General features: G+C 62.9%; 21 protein-coding genes. 6 read left to right on the top strand and 15 right to left on the bottom strand.

The genetic code is table 11. The features are described 5' to 3' along the window. Nucleotides 1-138: 138 nt before the first annotated feature. Both NKI64_RS30925 and NKI64_RS30920 read right to left on the bottom strand, forming a co-directional pair. Nucleotides 139-1,248, bottom strand: coding sequence for an aldo/keto reductase (locus tag NKI64_RS30925; RefSeq protein ID WP_023730118.1), 1,110 nt, complete (start codon nt 1,246-1,248; stop codon nt 139-141). Nucleotides 1,249-1,282: 34 nt separating this feature from the next. After that, nucleotides 1,283-1,810: a nuclear transport factor 2 family protein gene (locus tag NKI64_RS30920; protein WP_023734354.1), complete on the bottom strand. Its 528-nt coding sequence runs from the start codon at nt 1,808-1,810 to the stop codon at nt 1,283-1,285. A 99-nt stretch (nt 1,811-1,909) separates the two neighbouring features. Here NKI64_RS30920 and NKI64_RS30915 point away from each other — a divergent pair, with 99 nt between their 5' ends. Beyond that, nucleotides 1,910-2,836, top strand: coding sequence for a LysR family transcriptional regulator (locus NKI64_RS30915; protein WP_023684689.1), 927 nt, complete (start codon nt 1,910-1,912; stop codon nt 2,834-2,836). A 33-nt stretch (nt 2,837-2,869) separates the two neighbouring features. On the opposite strand, the gene tsf is transcribed toward NKI64_RS30915, so the two are convergent. From tsf to NKI64_RS30890, 5 genes are all read right to left on the bottom strand, one after another. Next, complete coding sequence (gene tsf / locus NKI64_RS30910) at nt 2,870-3,790, bottom strand: translation elongation factor Ts (RefSeq protein ID WP_023684688.1); 921 nt, start codon at nt 3,788-3,790, stop codon at nt 2,870-2,872. 108 nt (nt 3,791-3,898) lie between these two features. After that, complete coding sequence (gene rpsB, locus NKI64_RS30905; RefSeq protein ID WP_023671022.1) at nt 3,899-4,687, bottom strand: 30S ribosomal protein S2; 789 nt, start codon at nt 4,685-4,687, stop codon at nt 3,899-3,901. Between the two features lie 177 nt (nt 4,688-4,864). Next, a complete protein-coding gene (locus NKI64_RS30900; protein ID WP_023730120.1) occupies nt 4,865-5,476 on the bottom strand; it encodes a LysE family translocator in 612 nt (203 codons plus the stop codon). After that, nucleotides 5,473-5,751, bottom strand: coding sequence for a DUF4031 domain-containing protein (locus tag NKI64_RS30895; protein ID WP_023671020.1), 279 nt, complete (start codon nt 5,749-5,751; stop codon nt 5,473-5,475). The genes NKI64_RS30900 and NKI64_RS30895 overlap by 4 nt, the downstream gene beginning before the upstream one ends. Before the next feature lie 44 nt (nt 5,752-5,795). Continuing rightward, nucleotides 5,796-6,626: a cell envelope integrity EipB family protein gene (locus NKI64_RS30890; protein WP_023671019.1), complete on the bottom strand. Its 831-nt coding sequence runs from the start codon at nt 6,624-6,626 to the stop codon at nt 5,796-5,798. Nucleotides 6,627-6,764: 138 nt separating this feature from the next. On the opposite strand from NKI64_RS30890, the gene NKI64_RS30885 reads away from it, so the two are divergent. From NKI64_RS30885 to NKI64_RS30870, 4 genes are all read left to right on the top strand, one after another. Beyond that, nucleotides 6,765-7,229 (top strand): RidA family protein, encoded by a 465-nt coding sequence (locus NKI64_RS30885; RefSeq protein WP_023693441.1) that lies wholly within the window; start codon nt 6,765-6,767, stop codon nt 7,227-7,229. A gap of 14 nt (nt 7,230-7,243) precedes the next feature. Further along, entirely contained in the window at nt 7,244-7,984 is a 741-nt protein-coding gene (locus tag NKI64_RS30880) for a glycerophosphodiester phosphodiesterase (protein WP_023693440.1), read from the top strand. Nucleotides 7,985-8,026: 42 nt separating this feature from the next. Then, a complete protein-coding gene (locus tag NKI64_RS30875) occupies nt 8,027-9,241 on the top strand; it encodes a GNAT family N-acetyltransferase (RefSeq protein ID WP_023693439.1) in 1,215 nt (404 codons plus the stop codon). A gap of 95 nt (nt 9,242-9,336) precedes the next feature. Then, nucleotides 9,337-9,765, top strand: coding sequence for an HIT family protein (locus tag NKI64_RS30870; RefSeq protein WP_023693438.1), 429 nt, complete (start codon nt 9,337-9,339; stop codon nt 9,763-9,765). A 365-nt stretch (nt 9,766-10,130) separates the two neighbouring features. Here NKI64_RS30870 and clpA read toward each other — a convergent pair whose 3' ends face one another. From clpA to NKI64_RS30850, 4 genes are all read right to left on the bottom strand, one after another. Then, nucleotides 10,131-12,620: an ATP-dependent Clp protease ATP-binding subunit ClpA gene (clpA, locus tag NKI64_RS30865; protein WP_023693436.1), complete on the bottom strand. Its 2,490-nt coding sequence runs from the start codon at nt 12,618-12,620 to the stop codon at nt 10,131-10,133. A 6-nt stretch (nt 12,621-12,626) separates the two neighbouring features. Continuing rightward, nucleotides 12,627-12,953 carry an ATP-dependent Clp protease adapter ClpS gene (gene clpS, locus NKI64_RS30860; RefSeq protein WP_023671012.1) on the bottom strand — a complete coding sequence of 109 codons (327 nt, stop codon included), beginning with the start codon at nt 12,951-12,953 and terminating at the stop codon, nt 12,627-12,629. Between the two features lie 276 nt (nt 12,954-13,229). Further along, nucleotides 13,230-13,559 (bottom strand): phasin family protein, encoded by a 330-nt coding sequence (locus NKI64_RS30855; RefSeq protein WP_023671011.1) that lies wholly within the window; start codon nt 13,557-13,559, stop codon nt 13,230-13,232. Next, nucleotides 13,556-13,831 carry a hypothetical protein gene (locus NKI64_RS30850; protein WP_352671904.1) on the bottom strand — a complete coding sequence of 92 codons (276 nt, stop codon included), beginning with the start codon at nt 13,829-13,831 and terminating at the stop codon, nt 13,556-13,558. The genes NKI64_RS30855 and NKI64_RS30850 overlap by 4 nt, the downstream gene beginning before the upstream one ends. A gap of 68 nt (nt 13,832-13,899) precedes the next feature. Here NKI64_RS30850 and NKI64_RS30845 point away from each other — a divergent pair, with 68 nt between their 5' ends. Further along, nucleotides 13,900-15,294: an SPOR domain-containing protein gene (locus NKI64_RS30845; protein ID WP_502901413.1), complete on the top strand. Its 1,395-nt coding sequence runs from the start codon at nt 13,900-13,902 to the stop codon at nt 15,292-15,294. A gap of 46 nt (nt 15,295-15,340) precedes the next feature. Here the strand turns inward: NKI64_RS30845 and NKI64_RS30840 are convergent, their stop codons facing one another. The 4 genes from NKI64_RS30840 to NKI64_RS30825 form a co-directional block, all read right to left on the bottom strand. After that, nucleotides 15,341-16,039: a DnaJ domain-containing protein gene (locus NKI64_RS30840; protein WP_023700739.1), complete on the bottom strand. Its 699-nt coding sequence runs from the start codon at nt 16,037-16,039 to the stop codon at nt 15,341-15,343. Further along, the gene (locus tag NKI64_RS30835; RefSeq protein WP_023693433.1) at nt 16,039-16,764 is read right to left on the bottom strand and encodes a hypothetical protein; all 726 of its coding nucleotides are present in this window, start codon (nt 16,762-16,764) and stop codon (nt 16,039-16,041) included. The genes NKI64_RS30840 and NKI64_RS30835 overlap by 1 nt, the downstream gene beginning before the upstream one ends. Nucleotides 16,765-16,867: 103 nt before the next feature. After that, nucleotides 16,868-17,305, bottom strand: coding sequence for a DUF1489 family protein (locus NKI64_RS30830; protein WP_023815779.1), 438 nt, complete (start codon nt 17,303-17,305; stop codon nt 16,868-16,870). Nucleotides 17,306-17,383: 78 nt separating this feature from the next. After that, nucleotides 17,384-18,787: an L-serine ammonia-lyase gene (locus tag NKI64_RS30825; protein ID WP_023671005.1), complete on the bottom strand. Its 1,404-nt coding sequence runs from the start codon at nt 18,785-18,787 to the stop codon at nt 17,384-17,386. Nucleotides 18,788-18,953 lie beyond the last annotated feature (166 nt).

The raw sequence follows: 18,953 nt of genomic DNA, 5'->3' as shown, positions 1-18,953 counted from the left end.
TTTGGTGGGTCGCGCGGCGGGCGCGGCCCGCGGGGGGGGGGGGGGGGCGGGGGGCGTGTGGCGTCCTCACACCCCCCGCGGCCGGCCGGTCGCCCCGCGCCCCCCCGTCGCCCAATTCCGCCTTCCCGTCGCGGCCCGTCAGTTGCTGGTGATGCTGACGGCGTCGCCGTCGACCAGCAGCGGCGGCGCATAACCCAACGGCTTGTCGCCGGTCACGGCGCCGCCGGTAACCCGGGCTTGTATGTCGGAACCGAAATAGGCGTACGGGAATGGCGGCGGTGTCTTGCTGACCGTATCCAGCCGCGCGCGAAGCTCGGCGGGTAAAGTGAAATCCAACGCCGCCAGATTGTCCTGCAACTGCGCCAGCTTGGTGGCGCCAAGAATCACGGTGGCGATGCCCGGTTGCGTTGCCACCCAGTTGAGCGCGACCTGCGCCATGCTGCGTCCGAGTTCGGCGGCAACTTTTTCGAGCTCCGCCACGATCGCCCAGTTGCGCTCGGTGAACTTCTGGAACCCCGGATGAGTGGTGTTGCGAAAGCCGTCGAGCCGGCCGGCATGGCCTTCCTGCGTCGGCCGGTACTTGCCGCTGAGCAGCCCGCTGGCCAGCGGGCTCCACACCATGATTCCTGCGCCATGGCGGGTGCCGAAGGGCACGAACTCATTTTCGATCGAACGCTCCGCCAGCGAATATTCAAGCTGCAGGGCCGACACCGGCTCGTAGCCGCGCCACTCGGCGATCGTCTGCGCGCGGGCAGCATACCAGGCCGGCACATCGGACAGGCCGACATGGCGAATTTTGCCCGCACGCACGAGATCATCCATCGTGCGCATGACCTCCTCGGCCGGCGTCAGCCCGTCCCAGACATGGAGGAGGTAGAGGTCGATATAATCAGTGCCCAACCGCTTCAGGGAAGCGTCCACGGCGCGCAAGATGTTCTTGCGGCCATTGCCGCCGGCGTTCGGATTGCCGGGCTCCGCGTTGAAGGTGAATTTCGTGGCGATCACCGCTCTGTCGCGCAAGCCTCGCTCGGCGATGAATTCGCCGAGCCAGGTTTCGGCTGTGCCGCCGGTGTAGAGGTCGGCGGTGTCGAAGAAATTGCCGCCGGCCTCGACATAGGCGTCGGCCATGGCGCGCGCGGTTTCCCTGTCCGCGCCCCAGCCCCATTCGGTGCCAAAGGTCATGGTGCCCAGTGCCAGCCGGCTGACGCGCAGGCCGCTGTTGCCCAGTGTGTAATAGCTCATGGTCATGGTGTTTTTCCTATCCTGATTTCTTGACGCCGGCTCACTGGCCAGGCGTCATCTTGACCCAGGGATTGCCGCGCTCATGCGTGGCGCGGAAAACGAAGCCGTCGACTTTCCAGCCGGTCCCGGAGCGAACCAGATGGTGCTCGTAGGTGCCCCAGACTTCCCACAGCGGGTCGCCATTGCCTTCCATCCGGTTCCAGGCATAGCCGTTCGAAGAGACGGTCGCCGCGTCCGCCTCAAAGATCACCTGGTGATTGGTGCGCAGATGCAGGCTGGTCTTGCTGCCCCTGAGGTTGCCGGCCCAGGTACCGATCAGATTGTCGGAGGGGATGGTGGCGGCAGGCTGTCCTGACAGGCTGCTGAAGTCGACGGTGACACGCTCGGCGAAATAGGAGCGGGCAAGCTTCCAGTCCTGCGCATCGACGGCACGGTCGATGGCGTCGGCGATGCGGATGACGGCGCGTTCGTCGGCGAGCGCGCGCCAACCGGACGGCTCGGCGCCGCCGGCATCGACCGGCGCTAGGGCAAGGCCTGCGGCGAAGGTAGCGTGTTTCAAGGCATCCATCTCTCTTCTCCTTTGTGCATCGGTGATGGCAATATGGGTCAGCCTGTCGGCATCGGGAAGATTGAAGTGTTCGCAAGGACTATGCGATATCATGCATGAATGGACCGGGATCTGCTCAGTCATTTGCCTGTCATCGTCGCCGTTGCCCGACGCGGCGGCTTTGCGCTTGCCGCGGCCGAACTGGGCATGTCCCCATCTGCCGTCAGCCATGCGGTGCGCCTCGTGGAGGAGCGGATCGGCCAGCCGCTGTTTGCGCGCACCACGCGCAGCGTCTCGCTGACGGAAGCCGGCAAGGCGCTGGTGGACACGGCAGCCCCTGCCCTCCAGGATATCGCCGACCGGATGGACCGCATCCGAGCCATCAAGGGCCGGCCCTCCGGCTTGCTCAGGTTGAACGTTCCCAACATCGCCGTTCCACTTGCCGTCACTCCCGTGGCCGCCGCGATGGCTGAACGCTATCCTGATGTGACCATCGAATTGCTCACCGACCAGGGGCTGGTGGACATTGTCGGCGAGGGTTTTGATGCCGGCATCCGGCTGGGCGAGATGATCGCACAGGACATGGTCACGGTCCGGCTGACGCCGCCATTCAACGCCGTGATCGTCGCCTCCCCCGCCTATGTCGGCCGGCATGGCCGTCCGCGCGGTGTGGCGGATCTTTCGGACCACAATTGCATCGGCTACCGGCTTGTGCGCTCCGGCGCACTCTATCGCTGGGACCTGACCGAGGACGGCAAGGATGTGGTGGCCGAGACGAAGGGTACGGTCATCGTCACCGATTCGCTGGCCGCGATCGACCTTGCGCTTGCCGGCGTCGGGCTGACCTATGTGTTCGAGCCGCTGGTGCGCGCGGAATTGGCCGCCGGCCGCCTCGTTCAGATCCTGCCGCAAACGGCGATCGAGGAGCCCGGCCTCTTCCTTTACTTCCCGCGCAGGGCGTCGACGGCGCCAAAGCTCAGGGCCTTCATCGACACCGCACAAGAAATCGGCCGAGCATCCTTGCGGACACCCGGCCGAGTTGCCTGAGCTGAGAAGCCCTTTTAGGGGCTATTTTTAAAACTACTTCTTCACCGCCGCCGCGACTTCCGCCGCGAAATCGGTCTCTTCCTTTTCGATGCCTTCGCCCAGCGCAAAGCGCAGATAGGCGGAGATCTTGGCCGGAGCGCCGATGTCCTTCTCGGCATCCTTCAGCGCCTGCTCGACAGTGATGTCGGGATTGAGCACGAAGGCCTGCTTGAGGAGCACGACTTCCTCGTAGAACTTGCGCAGGCGGCCTTCGACCATCTTTTCGATGATCGCTTCCGGCTTGCCGGACTGGCGCGCCTGGTCGGCGAAGATCGCCTTCTCGCGCTCGACCGCTGCCGGATCGATCTGCTCGGCGGTCAACGCCAGCGGGTTGGTGGCAGCGACATGCATGGCGACCTGGCGGCCAAAGGCGTTGGCGGCATGCTCATTGCCCGTCGTCTCGATCGCGACCAGAACGCCGAGCTTGCCAAGACCATCGGCAACCGCATTGTGGACGTAGGTTGCGACAGCACCGTGCGGGACGGTGAGCTTGGCCGAACGGCGGAAGCTCATGTTCTCGCCAATGGTGCCAACGGCGTCCTTGATGGTGTCGGTGACCGACTTGTCCGAACCCGGATACTTTGCGGCAGAGACAGCCTCCGTCGTGCCATAAGCAAGCGCGACCTTGGCGACATTGCGAACGATCTCCTGGAACTGCTCGTTGCGGGCCACGAAATCGGTCTCGGAGTTAACCTCGACGATGGCGGCCTCGCGGACGCCGGAGTCGACGCCGATCAGGCCTTCGGCGGCAGTACGGCCAGCCTTCTTGTCGGCCTTGGAAATGCCCTTCTTGCGCAGCCAGTCGACGGCCTCTTCGATGTTGCCGTTGGTCTCGGTCAACGCCGCCTTGCAGTCCATCATGCCCGCGCCGGTCAAGTCGCGGAGTTCTTTGACCTGTGCAGCCGAAATGCTCATTGTCGCCTCTTTGTTTTAAATGCACCGACGCACCACCGGTACTCGGTGATGCGTCCGTCTAGCGTGCCAAATATGAGAATGATGAAGGCCGCAACCGGCCTTCGACTGTCAAGCTTCCGGAGCGTCCGCAGCCGGGGCCGGAGCCGGATCAAGCGCCGGTTCGACCGGAGCTTCGACCGAGGCGCCGATGTCGACGCCGAGCGCGCCCTGCTGGCGGGCGATGCCGTCGATGGCAGCCTTGGCGATCAGGTCGCAATAGAGCTGGATGGCGCGCGCCGCGTCGTCATTACCGGGGATCGGGAAGTCGATCTTGTCCGGATCGCAGTTCGAATCGATGATGGCGACGACCGGAATGCCGAGGCGCTTGGCCTCGAGAATGGCGATCGCTTCCTTGTTGGTGTCGATGACGAACATCAGGTCGGGGGTCGAGCCCATGTCCTTGATACCGCCGAGCGCCTTGTCGAGCTTCTCGCGCTCGCGGTCGAGGTTCAGGCGTTCCTTCTTGGTCAGGCCCTGGGCCTCACCGGCCAGCATCTCGTCGAGCTTGCGCAGGCGCTGGATCGAATTCGAGATCGTCTTCCAGTTGGTCAGCATGCCGCCGAGCCAACGCGAGTTGACATAGTATTGGGCCGAACGCTGTGCGGCGTCGGCGACGATGTCGGACGCCTGGCGCTTGGTGCCGACGAACAGCACGCGGCCGCCCTTGGCAACGGTGTCGGAAACCTGCTTCAGAGCCTGGTGCAGCAAAGGCACCGTCTGCGACAGGTCGATGATGTGGATGTTGTTGCGGGCGCCGTAGATGTAAGGCGCCATCTTCGGGTTCCAGCGGTGGGTCTGGTGGCCGAAGTGAATGCCAGCTTCCAAAAGCTGGCGCATGCTGAAATCAGGCAGTGCCATTCTTAGTTCCTTTTCCGGTTAGCCTCCACGGACACAGGCATTTTTGGACTTTGTCCTCGAACGCCACCGGAGGTTTCAGCCGGATTTCTCCCGGGCAGACACCAAAGTCCGTGTGTGGAATGAGCGCGCATATAGAGGGGAAGCGCTGCAAACGCAAGCGGTGAGGTGCTTCATCGCTCAGCGTGCGGCAATCAGCGCTCCGGTGCCGATCATGGCGCTGCCGGCGAACCGGTTAATCAGCCGCATGCGTTCGGGCGTCCTGAGCCAGCCGGATGCCCTGCCCGCCAGCGCGGCGTAGATGCCCATGGTGAGAATATTGGCGCCGACGACGACTGCCACCACCAGCAGGCCGTCGGCAAACGTCATGGTGTCGAGGTTGAGGATCAGCGGCATGATCGAGGCGTGGAACAGGATCGCCTTCGGGTTGCCGAGCGCCACGGAGGCGCCAAGCAGGAACGACCGCGACAATCCGGTTTGGGGGATTCCTTGCGCGGCCGATTGCGCGGCCGCGGCCCGCCACATCTTGATGCCGAGGAAAATCAGGTAGGCCGCACCGGCGTATTTCAACAGGAGAAACACCCATTCGAAGGTCTGGGCCAGCGCCACCAGCCCGAGCAGTGCCAGGGTGACCAGCACGGCATCACCGGCGGCAATGCCCATTCCGGCGACGAACGCACGCAGGAAGCCGCGTGCCACGCCGTTGGTGATCACCGTGAACATCGCCGGTCCCGGCGTGGCGGCGGCAAGTGTGATGGCAAGGCAATAAGCCAGGAATGCCGTTAGCGTCACGATCGGCCCTTTCCGTTGGGTACCCGTACGCGCCTGAAGATCGCAACGATCTCCTCGCGGCTGCATTCGATGGCGCCGAGCCGCACCGCCCGGTCGCGCTCGAAGCCGGTTATGTCATAGTGCGGCGCCGATGTCCTGGGCGGCCCCTGGTAGGACGAACGCTTGACGCCAAGCTCGGCGGCGAAACGATGCAGTTCGTCCGTATCGTCGGCCATCAGGTGGCACCAGCGATGGCCGGCCCATTTCCAGATCGCCGCATCGACATAGACCGCCATCGGGAACTGCCATCAAGCCTGCCGTGGCCAGCGCCGCATTGTTGCTATTTCGAGACCGGGCAAGGCTTGGTCTGATCGAACAGCGACAGGTTGACCAGCTTTCCGGTCATCGAGAACTCGCCATAGTCCATTGTGAGGTCGCGGGTGATGCCGTTCTCGTGCAGCTTGAAGCTGATGCGGTATTCCGGCACCTCTTCGCCCGATTTGTCGGTCTCGTCGAAATAGGCGATGTCGACCGGCCAGTATTTGTCGCCGGCAAGCTTGGCCAGCGCCGGCGCTTCGGGGTCGGCCTTGTCGCCCTCGGCCTTCTTGCCGACGATGACGGTGGTGGTCATCACCTTGTTGGCATCCTCCGAACCGTCGAACAGGCTGGTTTCGTAGAAATTCTCGCCCTTCTCGGCCTTGCCGATCAGTTCGACCAGATGCTGGGTCGGGAACTGGGTGGCGGCGAGTTCGAGGCTGTTCTTCTCGGGCTTGTCGATGTCGACCTTGAGGCCCTTGGTCTCTTTTGTGGCGGTGCCTTTGACCTCCTTGTCTAGGTTCTGGTCGACGAAGGATTTGGTCACGAACGAGAAGGTCTTGCCTTCGGCGTCCTCGAACGTGGTCGTCTGCTGGTCGGTCAGCCTGGTGTTGTCGCCGGTGGCGATCTGGGTGACGAAACGGAATTTTACCGTATAGCCCTCGCAGGGCGAGCCGTTGAACTCATAGACCATGCGGCCGGAAATCCCGGTGATGCCCGAGCGGTCCGACGCCTTGTCGAGGGTAAGATCGTAGACGGCGCGATGCGCCTGCAGCGCCGGCACGGCAAAGGCCGGAGCCATCGAGAACAGCACCGGAACGAGAACGGCGTGGAAGGCAAGGCGCGTTGCGCGCATAAGGGGCTCCGATCGTCGCAGCTGATGGCAGGCCGCAGGTAAAGATGGTCCAGCTTAAAAAAAGTCGTGGCGGAAGCGAGGCAAAAATAGCAATTTCGGCCCGGCCAGCGCGGCGTCTCCAAGCAATAGGGAAATACCATGAGTGAAACAATCGAAAAGCGGCTAAGCGATCTCGGCGTGACGATACCTGCCGCCGCAGCGCCCGCCGCGAACTATGTGCCCTATTGCAGGTCCGGCAATCTTTTGTTCACCGCCGGGCAGTTGCCGCTCAAGGACGGCAAGCTGCAGGCAAGCGGCCTGCTCGGCCGCGACGTCGACACGGCAACCGGCAAGGAAGGCGCAAAGTACTGTGCAATCAACATCTTGGCGCAGGCAAAAGCAGCACTTGGCGATCTCGAAAAAATCCAGCGGCTGGTCAAGATCACCGTCTTTGTTGCATCAGTGCCGGATTTCGTCGAGCAGCATCTGGTCGCCAATGGCGCCTCCGATTTCCTGGTCGCGGCCCTTGGCGAGCGCGGCAAGCATGCCCGCTCCGCCGTCGGCACCGCCTGTCTGCCGCTTAATGCCGCAGTGGAAATCGAAGCCGTCTTCGAGGTCGCATGAGCAGGACCAAGACAATGACCGACCTTTCCTGGCTGACCGCCCGGCCGGTGGCGCATCGCGGCTTTCACGACATGAACAAGACGCGCTGGGAAAACACGCTGTCGGCCTTCGCTGCTGCCGCCGAGCGCGGCTATGCGATCGAATGCGACGTGCACCTCTCATCCGACCGCGTTCCCGTCATCATCCATGACGGCGACCTCAAGCGGCTGACCGGCCAGGACGGCTTTGTCTGGCAGCGCACGGCAGCGGAACTGGCGGCGCTCAGGATCGGCGGCACCAAGGACCATGTGCCGACACTGCAAGAAGCGCTCGACCTGGTCGACGGCCGTGTGCCGATGATTGTCGAACTGAAGGGTGTGCCCGGTTACGACGAGGGCTTGGTGGCAAGCGTCGGCAAGATGCTGGAGCGCTACAAGGGCAAGGCGGCGATCATGTCGTTCGACCACTGGCTGGTCCGCGACTTCCCTAGGGATGCGCCTGGCATTCCGGGTGGGCTGACCGCCTACGGCAGGGACAATCAGTTGATCGAGGCGCATTTTGCCATGCTGGCACATGACCTCGCCTTCACCTCCTATGCCGCGGGCGATCTGCCGAACCCGTTCGTCAGCTTCGTGCGCGAAAGGCTTAAAATGCCTGTCATCACCTGGACGGTGCATGACCAGCCGGCGGTGGATCTCACTTTCAAATACGCCGACCAGATGACGTTCGAAGGGTTCGAACCCGATCTGTCAGTGTCGCCTGATGGAAGTGCCTGAAACGTGACTTGTAGCGGCCCCGACAGAGCTTAAATAGGCCCCATGGATCAGGGTGATGAAGGCGACGGGCAAACGGCGAATGCGGAGTTTTCCATCCGCGTCGCCGCCGGCATCAATGCCTTCACCTGCGACGAGTGGAACGGCTTTACCGGCACAACCCGCAGCGACACAGAAAATGGCTATAACCCTCTCGTTTCATATGCTTTTCTGAGCGCGCTTGAAGATTCCGGCTGCGCCGTGCGGCGTACCGGCTGGCAAGGTCATCATCTCAGACTGGAAAATGCCCAAGGCAGATTGCTGGGCGCCGTGCCCTGCTATCTCAAATCGCACAGCCAGGGCGAATATGTCTTCGACCACGGCTGGTCCGATGCGTTCGAACGCGCCGGCGGCAACTACTATCCGAAACTGCAATGCGCCGTGCCGTTCTCTCCGGTCACCGGCCCTCGCCTGCTGGTCAGCAAGGGCGAGGACAGCGCCATTGTGAAGGCCGGTCTCGCAGCGGGCCTGAAGGCGGTGACGGAAAAGCTCGGCGTGTCCTCCGCGCATGTCACCTTCGCCAGTGAAAGCGACGTTGCAACGCTGGAAGCAGCCGGCTTCCTGCACCGCACCGACCAGCAGTTCCACTTCTTCAACGAAGGCTTTTCGACCTATGACGATTTCCTCGCCACGCTGGCATCGCGCAAGCGCAAGGCGATGAAGAAGGAGCGGCGCGAGGCGCTCGCCAACGATATCTCGATCGACCGGCTGACCGGCAAGGACCTGACCGAAAGGGCCTGGGACGATTTCTTCGCCTTCTATATGGACACCGGCAGCCGCAAATGGGGCCGGCCTTATCTCAACCGCAAGTTCTTCTCGCTGATCGGCGAGCGCATGTCCCAGGATATCCTGTTGGTAATGGCCAAGCGCAATGGCCGCTATGTCGCCGGCGCCATCAACTTCATCGGCTCCGATGCGCTCTACGGCCGCAATTGGGGCTGCATCGAGGACCACCCGTTCCTGCATTTCGAAGTTTGCTACCATCAGGCCATCGACTTCGCCATCGAGCGTAAGCTGAAGGTGGTCGAGGCCGGCGCGCAGGGTGAGCACAAGCTGGCGCGCGGCTATCGTCCCGTGACCATGCATTCGGCGCACTACATCGCACATCCCGGCCTGCGCAATGCTGTGGCCGATTATCTCCGGCGTGAGCGGCGCGAGGTCGAGCGGATGGGCGAAATTCTGGAAGAGCATACGCCGTTCCGCAAGGATCTTGAGGAATAGCGATCCGCCCTGCCCTCGCCTGTCGATATCGCCGGACCATCTTGCCGGTCCGGGACAGCTTCGCTACACCGGGAGCATACTCCCGGAGCGCCGCCATGACCGAGGCTTACGACCCCAGCAATATCTTCGCGAAGATCCTGCGCGGCGAAATCCCGTCGCACCGCGTCTACGAGGATGATGCCGTGGTCGCCTTCATGGATGTGATGCCGCAAGGCCCCGGTCACACGCTGGTGGTGCCCAAAGCACCGTCGCGCAATCTGCTCGATGCCGATCCGGCGACGCTCGGCCGGCTGTTCACCACGGTCCAGAAGGTGGCGCTGGCGGTCAAAAAGGCTTTCGGCGCTGACGGGGTCACCATCCTGCAGTTCAACGAACCGGCGTCTGGCCAGACCGTCTACCACCTGCATGTCCATGTCATCCCGCGGTTCGAAGGCATCGCGCTCAAGCCGCATACGGGACAGATGGAGAAGCCCGAAGTGCTGACTGAGAACGCGGCCAGGATCCGGGCAGCGCTGAACGGTTGAGGTGGCGTGCGCCTCAAGGCGATGAGCTCAGCCACAATCCATTACGTCGGTTAGGGAAATATCAAACCACCCGTGATAACGCGCGCCGTACCGGGATGCGTTTGGGTTTTCAAAATCGGGGAACATTCGGTTGCGACATCAGAGCCGTTGGTAGAAGCAGCTGCCGCGCCGTGGATGGCTATGCGAGCGTTCTGATCTCGATCGCCATCTGGAAGGCGTGCGGGTACTTCCTGGGCAAGTTTGCACCCGAGGGCGTCGCCGCCTGACCTAACAACATCTGCCCTGAAAAGCAGGGGCGCTGTGTCGGCAAACCGGCCAGCCAATGAAAAAAGGGCCCGTCACCGGGCCCTTCATAGGCGAACCTTTCAGCTCTTGCGCGGCAGTTGCGGCACCAGGCTGCGCTTGCCGCCATCCTTGCCCTTGGGCTCAGGCTCGTCCTTGCCCTTGGGCTGAGGCTTCTGCGCCACCGCCTTCTTGGCGACGGGCTTCTTGGCCACTGCCTTGCGGGCTTTCGGCGTCTCTTCCGGCTCCTGCTTCGGCTGCACCGGGGCTTCGTCGGCCAGTGATTCGAGCTTCAGGCCGGTTTCGCCGGTTTCCTTCTTCTCGACGGTGACGCGCACCGTGCCGCCCTTCTTGAGCTTGCCGAACAGCACCTCGTCGGCCAACGGCTTCTTGATGTGCTCCTGGATGACCCGGCCGAGCGGCCGCGCACCCATGCGTTCATCGTAGCCCTTGTCGGCCAGCCAGGCGATCGCGTCCGGCGAAAGGTCGAAGGTGACGCCCCGCTCGGAGAGCTGGGCCTCGAGCTGCATGACGAACTTCTGCACCACCTGATGGATGACCGGCACCGGCAGCGAGCCGAACGGGATGATCGCATCGAGACGGTTGCGGAACTCCGGCGTGAACAACCGGTTGATGGCCTCGACATCGTCGCCTTCGCGCTTGGTCGATCCGAAACCGATCGCCGCGCGCTGCGCATCGGATGCGCCCGCATTGGTGGTCATGATAAGGATGACATTGCGGAAGTCGATCTGCTTGCCGTTGTGGTCGGTCAGCTTGCCGTGGTCCATGACCTGCAACAGGATGTTGAACAGGTCCGGATGCGCCTTCTCGACCTCATCCAGCAAGAGCACGCAGTGCGGATGCTGGTCGACGCCGTCGGTCAACAAGCCGCCTTGGTCGAAGCCGACATAGCCGGGAGGCGCGCCGATCAGCCGCGAAACGGTGTGGCGTTCCATATATTCCGACATGTCGAAGCGGATCAGCTCGACGCCGAGCGAGGCAGCCAACTGCTTGGCGACTTCGGTCTTGCCGACGCCGGTCGGGCCTGAGAACAGGTAGGAGCCGATCGGCTTTTCCGGTTCGCGCAGGCCGGCACGCGCCAGCTTGATTGCCGAGGTCAGCGCGGTGATGGCGGTGTCCTGGCCATAGACGACGCGCTTCAGCTCGATGTCGAGGCCTTGCAGCACCTTCTCGTCGTCGGCCGAAACCGTCTTCGGCGGGATGCGGGCCATCGTGGCGATCGTGGCTTCGATCTCCTTGATGCCGATCGTCTTCTTGCGCTTGGCTTCCGGCACCAGCATCTGCGAGGCGCCGGTCTCGTCGATCACGTCGATCGCCTTGTCCGGCAGCTTGCGGTCGTTGATGTAGCGGGCCGACAGTTCCACCGAAGCCTTGATCGCCTCGTTGGTGAACTTCACCTTGTGGAATTCCTCATAATAGGGCTTGAGGCCCTTCATGATCTCGATGGCGTCCTCGATGGTCGGCTCGTTGACGTCGATCTTCTGGAAGCGCCGCACCAGAGCGCGGTCCTTCTCGAAGAACTGGCGGAACTCCTTGTAAGTGGTCGAGCCGATGCAGCGGATGGCACCCGAAGACAGCGCCGGCTTCAACAGGTTCGACGCATCCATCGCGCCGCCGGACGTCGCACCGGCGCCGATGACGGTGTGGATCTCGTCGATGAACAGCACGGCGCCTGGATAATCCTCGAGCTCCTTGACGACCTGCTTCAGCCGCTCTTCGAAATCGCCGCGATAGCGCGTGCCGGCCAACAGCGTGCCCATGTCGAGCGCGAAGATGGTGGCGTCCTGCAGCACTTCGGGCACATCGCCTTCAACGATGCGCTTGGCCAGGCCTTCGGCAATCGCCGTCTTGCCAACGCCGGGATCGCCGACATAGAGCGGGTTGTTCTTGGAACGGCGGCACAGCACCTGGATGGTGCGGTTGATTTCGCTCTCGCGGCCGATCAGCGGATCGATCTTGCCGGCCTTGGCCTTGTTGTTGAGGTTGACGCAATAAGCCGTCAGCGCATCCTGCTGCTGCTTCTTCTTGCCGCCTTCCTCCTGCGGCTCGGCGCCGTTCGGGCCGCCCTGCTCGTCATCGGCGCCGCGCGGCGAGCGCGTCTCCGATGCGCCGGGGCGCTTGGCGATGCCGTGCGAGATGTAGTTGACCGCGTCGTAGCGGGTCATCTGCTGTTCCTGCAGGAAATAAGCGGCATGGCTCTCGCGCTCGGCAAAGATGGCGACGAGCACGTTGGCGCCGGACACTTCCTCGCGGCCGGATGACTGTACATGGATCACGGCGCGCTGGATGACGCGCTGGAAGCCGGCGGTCGGCTTGGAATCCTCATCGTAACCGGTGACCAGATTGTCGAGTTCGGTGTCGATATAGGTCAGAACGGTGTGCTTCAGCTCGTCCAGATCGACGTTGCAGGCGCGCATAACGGCGGCCGCCTCGGTGTCGTCGATGAGGGCGAGCAGCAGATGTTCTAGGGTTGCATATTCATGGTGCCGCTCATTGGCGAGCGTCAGCGCCTGGTGAAGCGCCTTTTCCAGGCCTTGGGAGAAAGCCGGCATGTTACCTCACTTCTTCTCCATCACGCATTGCAGCGGATGCTGATTCTGTCGGGCGAAATCCATGACCTGAGACACTTTGGTCTCGGCCACCTCGAATGTATAGACCCCGCACTCGCCCACCCCATGATTGTGAACATGAAGCATGATGCGTGTGGCGGCTTCGCGGTCCTTTTGAAAAAAACGCTCCAGGACGTGAACCACGAACTCCATGGGCGTATAGTCGTCGTTGAGGATGAGGACCCTGTAAAGGCTGGGCTTCTTGGTCTTGGTCTTGGTGCGCGTAATGACGGCTGTGCCGCGACCGGCCTCATTGCCGTCGCCGTCACTTTGCATCCGCACCACGCTTGTTGTGGCAGTCAAACCTGAAGTCACGTAATCCTGCCTCTTTCGAATCCCCATGCGAGTTCGATATGTAGGTGTTCGATGGACGATTTTAAGCCCTTCTTGTTAGCTGACAATATGGCTAGGTGGGCAAACCGAGGCGATTTTCAAAATCGTGAACCGCCAAAGCCCCGGAATTGAAACAGGCATGAAAAAACCCGGCCGCGCATCTGCGACCGGGTCTGTTTTGCAAGCCCGAAAGGCCGTGCCTGGTATTCTCGAGCGAAATTACTTCGCCTTGGCGACAATCGATTCGAAGGGCTTGTAAGCCTCCTTGGCGAGATCGGCATATAGATCGCCGAACTTGGTCGCCTCGGCGACGAAGCTCTCATAGCTCTGCTTGGCGAAGTCGGACTGGATCTCGACCGCCTTTTCCAGCGACTTGGCGGAGAACAGCTTTTCGACCGCGGCGCTGCCGGCCTCGAAGCTCTTCTTGGTGTATTCGCCAGCTTCGGTGGCGATCGCCTGCGCGCCCTTAGAGAGCGAGGTGAAGCTCTTCAATCCGGTATCGGCAAACTCCTTGCCGTATTTCGAGAAGTCCTCGTAGGTCTGGGTCATTTGACGTTTCCCTTGGCGTTTTGAAGCGCCCTTGCCTGAGCGCGGTTGTGCAATGCACGAGAATATATTGTGCGCTGCACAAAAGTCAAGATTTCAGCGGCATCAGGCCGCGCTGCGCCGGCAACAGCTAAAATTCGAATAAAGAAAGGCTCAAGCCCGAGTAAAATGGTGAACGCGCCGGTTACCATAAACGGATTGGTAACGCTGGCTGCGATAGTTTGACGACAAGTGAGGTCGGATCCCTTTGCCGCCTCCAGGGCAATGAGTTTCAAAGGAACTATCAGTGCGTCAGGCGTTGTCGGTCTTCGGTTCAAAATCCGCATCTTCCCTCAAAACGATCATGATCCTCGCTTTGGCGATGTCATTTGTCGTTGCGGATGCCGCGTCCTCGATGGCCGCCAGGTCTTCGGCGATCGTCGTCGACGCCAAGACCGGCAAGGTGCTTTATTCGTCCGATGCCAACGGCCGGCGCTACCCGGCGTCGCTGACCAAGATGATGACGCTCTATCTGACCTTCGAGGCCATGGCGAAGGGCCGGATCAGCAGGAACACGCCCGTGCCGTTCTCGGCCAAAGCGGCGGCCGAACCGCCGACCAAGCTCGGCGTCAAGGCGGGCGGAGCGGTTTCGGTCGAGACCGCCATCCTGTCGATGGTGACCAAGTCGGCCAATGATTCGGCGACCGCGCTCGGCGAACTGCTTGGCGGCAGCGAAAGCAATTTCGCCCGCATGATGACCGCCAAGGCGCGCGCGCTCGGCATGGACGGCACCGTGTTTCGCAATGCCAACGGCCTGCCCGATCCCGGCCAGTTCACAACCGCCCACGACATGGCGATGCTCGGCATATCGCTCAGGGAACATTTTCCGCAGTATTACGGCTATTTCTCGCAGCGCTCCTTCCTTTACGGCCGCCAGCGCATCAATGGCCACAACCGTCTGCTCGGCCGCATCAAGGGCGTCGACGGCATCAAGACCGGCTATACCCGCGCCTCCGGCTTCAACCTCGTCTCGTCGGTTTCGGATGGCAACCGCCGCCTCGTCGCCGTCGTCATGGGCGGCACTTCGGGGCGCAGCCGCGACAACCAGATGGCCGGCCTGATCAACGCCTACATGCCGCGCGCATCGACCCGCGGCGGCGGCGCCCTGGTCGCCAAGGCCGGCGGTGACAATCCGGTCAAGGCGCTGGCCAAGGTCTTCCTGCCCAAGCATGACGCGCCGACGCCGGATGGCAAGCCGATCGTTGAAGACGATCCCGTAGCGTCCAATGACGATCCGACATCCGCTGACGAGCAGTCTGCTGAAGGCCAGTCTGCCGACGAACAGACGGTGGCCGCGGTCGAAGAGCCCGCCCCCGTCGTCAAGACCAGGAAGGTCAAGACCGTCATCGTGACGGCGCCGAAGGTCGAAACTGCGCAGATTGTGGCTGCCTATGCCGAACCCACGCCTGTATCCCCACAGGCGGTCGACCCGGTCAACACGGCCTCGGTGCCGGCTGGTTGGGCGGTGCAGGTGGCGTCGTCGCCCAAGCAGTCCGAAGCCCAGGCTTTCCTCGACAAGACCGCCAAGCTGGCGCCCAAAGTTCTTGGGGCTGCTTCCGGTTTCACCGTCGCCTTCGAAAAGGATGGCGAGACCTATTACCGCGCCCGGTTCGGCGGCTTCCGCTCGAAGGACGCGGCCTGGAATGCCTGCAATGCCCTGAAGAAAAAGAAAATCGCCTGCTACGCCGTCCAACAGTAGGGCGGCGTCGGAACCATCTCCCGGAAATTTACTGCGTCGAAGGAGACTAGTTGTGATTGGAGAGCAAGACGTCCTTGGCTTCGTTGATCCGCGCCGCCAGGAAAGACGTGCCGCCGATGTCGGGGTGCAGGCGCTGCATCAGGCGGCGGTGCGCCTTGCGGACATCCGCCGCGGCGGCCCCCGCTTCAAGACCAAGGATCTTGTAGGCCTCCTCCTTAGTCATGGCGCCCGCACCTGGCGCAACACCCAGCCCTTCGCCACCGTTCGCCTCAGCGTCTTTGCGCCAGACGGGAAAACGGCCGTCAAGATACGTCTCTAGGAGCTGGCGGCTCTCCGGGTCGCCGGGGAGTTCGCGGTAAAGCTGCTGCAGCTCGGCCAGGCCCATCGCGCCCAGCATCTTGCCTTCATGGCGGCCGGCCAGAACCAGGCCTTCAAGCCCGCCCGTATCGTGATCAAGCTCCATTTCCAGTGCGGCGGTCCGCACCGTCGAGCGCTTGCCGGGCGCCGGCCCGACCGACGGCCGCTTCATTCGCATCGAACCGTACCAGGCAAGGGCCGCGGCCAGAATGAGGCCGGCAATGCCTTCGCGCCCGACCACCAGCACGGCGAGCCCGACCAGCGCCAGAAGCACCGGCCCGAGCGTGCGCATGCCGCTTGCCAGTTTTTGCGCATCGGCGCGGACAAAGATCGTCGCCGCGCCGAGCAGCACCAGAAACAGTGCAACAAGTGCAATGATAGCGCCCATCAATTCCCGCCGCCCCTGAGATGCTCGATCAGCAGCCGGTCTCCCGGCCTGTCCCTTGCCTCGAGCGCCTTCAATCCACCCGTCGCATAGACGGCAACCGCCGAAAGCAGCCCGGCCAAGGTCGCGGCAGCCCGCCGATCAAATCGGAACCAAGCCCCTTTGGACAGCCGCGCAATCTCCTTGAACGCCTTTTCTGCGCCGGGATCATGGCCTTCCTGGAAGACGAAGACGGGAACGCCGTGCAGACCGAGGCTGCCGGCCTTCTGCGCCAGGTCGTCGATATCCTCTTCCATGGCGTCGCCGATATAGACCAGAGCATTGACCTTGGCCGCCGCCGTTTCCTTCAGCGCATGCGCCAGCACCTTGCCGATCTGGGTGTGGCCGGCACGGCAGTCGATCCGCGTCATCAGCTGCTTCAGGGCATTGGTGTCGGCGACAAAAGCCGACGAGCGGCACTCGCCCAACCCGCGAAAATAGGCCAGTTGGACGCTGAGGGTGCCGGCCTTGCCGACGGCGTCGAACATTTCGCCCTGCAGCTTGATGGCGAGATCCCAGGTCGGCTGGCGGCTCATCGTTGCGTCGAGGGCAAGGATCAGCCGGCCCGTGCCGGTCGCGACAAGCGTCCGGGCCTGACGGATGAAGGCGTCGATCTCGCCGGCATTGGATTGAGGCTTGACCGGCGCAGGATCGGCCCTTGCGGGCACGCGCTGCTTCTTGTCGCTCATAAGAAGCAAGATGTGGCGTTGTCGGCTCCCTTGCAAGTCCAGCCTTGGACAAGATGAAGGGCCAGCGCTCGACGCTCTGGGAGAAGCGGCCGCGCCCTTGGCTCTACAGCAAGCCCAGATCGGCGAGCTCGCGCTTCAGTTTCGGCGGCATCTCGACCATTCCGGCCTTGCCCTTGCCGATATCTGCGGGCGCATCCGAAGGTTTGAGATAACGCCAGCCCTGGAAGGCGCGGCGCGGCTGCCAGTCGGTGCGCACGACGTCGAGGTCGAGCATCAGGCGGCAACGGCCGATGCCTTCGTCGTCGGTGAAGGGCCTGATATCAGTGATCAGCTGGCGGCATTGCACGCTGCCCTTGATCACCCAATAAAGCGAACCGCCATCGGTCACCTCGGCGCCGCGCGCCGGCACCATGCGGGTGGTGTGCCAGTGCTCGGCGGGTTCGCCGGCGCGGCGGCGCTCATCGACGCGAAAGGCGATCCATTCTTCGAGGTCCTCGACGCTGTCGCAACCGACGCACAGTTTTAGGAGATTGAGTGCCATCGCTTAAGGTTTAGTCCGGCGCGCGATTGCGTCAACGGCCCTGCCCGACTTCTCCACAGTGCCAGTGGCGTTGCGCGGTCAGCATTCCACGACATTGACGGCGAGCCCGCCAAGGCTGGTTTCCTTGTACTTCTCGTTCATGTCGAGGCCCGTCTGGCGCATTGTTTCGATCGCGGCGTCGAGCGGCACGAAATGGACGCCGTCGCCTTTGATCGCCAGAGAGGCGGCGGTGACCGCCTTGACGGCGCCGAGCGCGTTGCGCTCGATGCAAGGCACTTGGACCAGACCGCCGACTGGATCGCAAGTCATGCCGAGATGATGTTCGAGCGCGATTTCGGCGGCGTTCTCGACCTGCTCGGGCGTGCCGCCCATGACGGCGCAGAGACCCGCGGCAGCCATCGCCGAGGCCGAGCCGACCTCGCCCTGGCAGCCGACTTCGGCGCCGGAGATCGAGGCATTGGTCTTGATGATGCCGCCGACGGCGGCGGCCGTGAGCAGGAAGTCGCGGATGCTCGGCTGGTCAGCCTCGGGGTGGAAATGCAGCCAGTAACGCAGCACCGCCGGCAATGTGCCGGCCGCGCCATTGGTGGGCGCGGTGACGACGCGTCCACCGGCCGCGTTCTCTTCGTTCACCGCCATGGCGTAGATCGACAGCCAGTCATTGGCCAGCAAAGGGTTGGGCTTGTTCTGCTGCCATTGCTCCTGCAGCTTGTCGTGCAGCATGCGGGCACGACGGCGCACTTTCAGCCCGCCCGGCATGATGCCGTCCTGCGACAGGCCGCGGTCGATGCAGCCCTTCATGGCGCCCCAGATCGCATCAAGGCCGCTGTCGAGCTCCTCGCGCGACATATGCGTCTCTTCATTGACGCGCTTCATGTCGGCGATAGACAGGCCGCTTTTGCCTGCCATCTTCAGCATCTCGACGGCGTTCTTGAAGGGATAGGGCACCTTCTTGCCTTCTGTGGTCACCGAGCCCTTGACCTTCATCCGCTGCAGCTCTTCCTCGGACACCACGAAGCCGCCGCCGATGGAATAATAGATGCGCTTGAGCAGCAGCCGGTCGCCGGCATCGTAAGCGTAGAAAGCCATGCCGTTGGCGTGGCCGGTGAGCGGCGTCTTGCGGTCGAGCACCAGATCCGTCGCCGGGTCGAAGCGATAGGAGGGATGGCCGTGTGGCGATATCCGCTTCTCGGCGGCGATGCGCGTGGCGATGCCTTCGGCCTGATCGGGATCGACCGTCTGCGGTGTCAGGCCAGCAAGGCCGAGGACAACGGCGCGATCCGAGCCATGGCCGATACCGGTATAGGCGAGCGAACCGTGCAGGCTGGCGCCCAGACGATCAACTTTCGCGCCGGCCGGGCGCGGCCAGTCGTCTCCGGCGATCTCGTCGAGAAACCGCCGCGCCGCTGTCATCGGTCCCATCGTGTGCGAACTCGACGGTCCGACGCCGATCTTGAACAGGTCGAAAACCGAAAGAAACACGCTGCGCCGTCTCCGGGAATGGGATCAAGACCTACATATAGGACTTTCCATGATGTTTGTGCTGTTTTGCGGATTGCGGCGCTGCACCTGCCGACCTTGTTTGCTCCGGCAGCGACATCACCGGCTGAAAGCGTGTCGCGCTGAAACGGATTCATGCGACGCGCTT

The sequence above is a fragment of the Mesorhizobium sp. M0478 genome (genome assembly GCF_040321305.1).
GTDB lineage: Bacteria > Pseudomonadota > Alphaproteobacteria > Rhizobiales > Rhizobiaceae > Mesorhizobium.
This window is presented reverse-complemented; position numbering and strand designations above follow the sequence as displayed.